1 protein-coding gene is annotated in these 1,125 nt (G+C 67.7%); it reads left to right on the plus strand.

The annotated features are described in order from the left end of the window. Positions 1–46: 46 nt before the first annotated feature. Positions 47–1,125: IS630 family transposase (locus tag E1258_RS32770; RefSeq protein WP_132407870.1), on the plus strand; the 1,079-nt coding region annotated here is incomplete at its 3' end.

Below are 1,125 nucleotides of genomic sequence, written 5' to 3' on the forward strand. Positions count from 1 at the left end.
TGTTTTACGTGGCTTGGTGTTACCTCGTGGTGATCGACTCTGGCTCGTGGCGTTGACGCAGCAGCAGCGGACTGAGCTGTCCGGTCTGGTCGGTGACCGGAGGGTGGACGCGGTGGTGGCGGGGCAGGCGCGGATGGTGTTGTGGCGCGACGAGGGCCACAGCGCGGAGGAGGTCGCGGTCCTGGCCGGGGTGTCGCGTCCGACGGTGAACACCTGGGTACGCCGGTACCACGCCCATGGCGTGGCAGGTCTTGCCGATCGGCCCCGCCCGGGTAAGCCTGCCGAGGTTCCCGGGCCGGCACGGGCACGGATCCTCGCCCTGACCCGGATGACGCCACCGGCGGTGACCGGCCTGACGCACTGGTCGAGCCGGGAACTGGCGAACTACCTGGCCAGACACGAGAACATCACGGTGTCGCACAACTTCGTCGCCGACCTGTGGCGCCAGCATGGACTTGCCCCGCACCGCTGCGGCGCCTTCAAGCTCTCCAGGGATCCGGCGTTCGCCGACAAGGTCGTCGACATCGTCGGCCTCTACCTGAACCCGCCCGACGGGGCGGTCGTCCTCTGCGTCGATGAGAAAACGCAGGTCCAAGCCCTCGACCGGACCCAGCCGCTGCTGCCGATCGACTTCGACCGCACCGAGAAACGCACCCACGACCACGTCCGGCACGGCACCACGAACCTGTTCGCCGCCCTCGATGCCGCCACCGGCCAGGTCACCGCCCGATGCTTCCCGAAACGACGCGGCAGCGAGTTCCTGACCTTCATGAAGTCCGTCGCCGCCGCCTACCCCGACCGCGAGCTGCACGTGGTCGTCGACAACCTGTCCACCCACGCCACTGACGAGGTGAAAGCCTGGCTCGCCGCCAACCCCCGGATCGTCTTCCACTTCACCCCTACCGGCTCTTCGTGGCTGAACATGATCGAGATCTGGTTCGGGATCATCACCCGGCAGGCGATCCCGCGCGGCACCTTCACCTCCGTCACCCGCCTGACCAGGGCGATCAACGACTACGTCACCGCGTGGAACACCGACGCGAAACCGTTCGTCTGGACCGCGACCCCCGGCGAGATCCTGGCCAAGGTCCGCTGGGTCCACACCGAGGTCCGCAAACTCCTCAC

Origin of the sequence: Micromonospora sp. KC207 (assembly GCF_004348615.1) — a bacterium.
In the GTDB taxonomy this organism is placed as follows: Bacteria; Actinomycetota; Actinomycetes; order Mycobacteriales; family Micromonosporaceae; genus Micromonospora.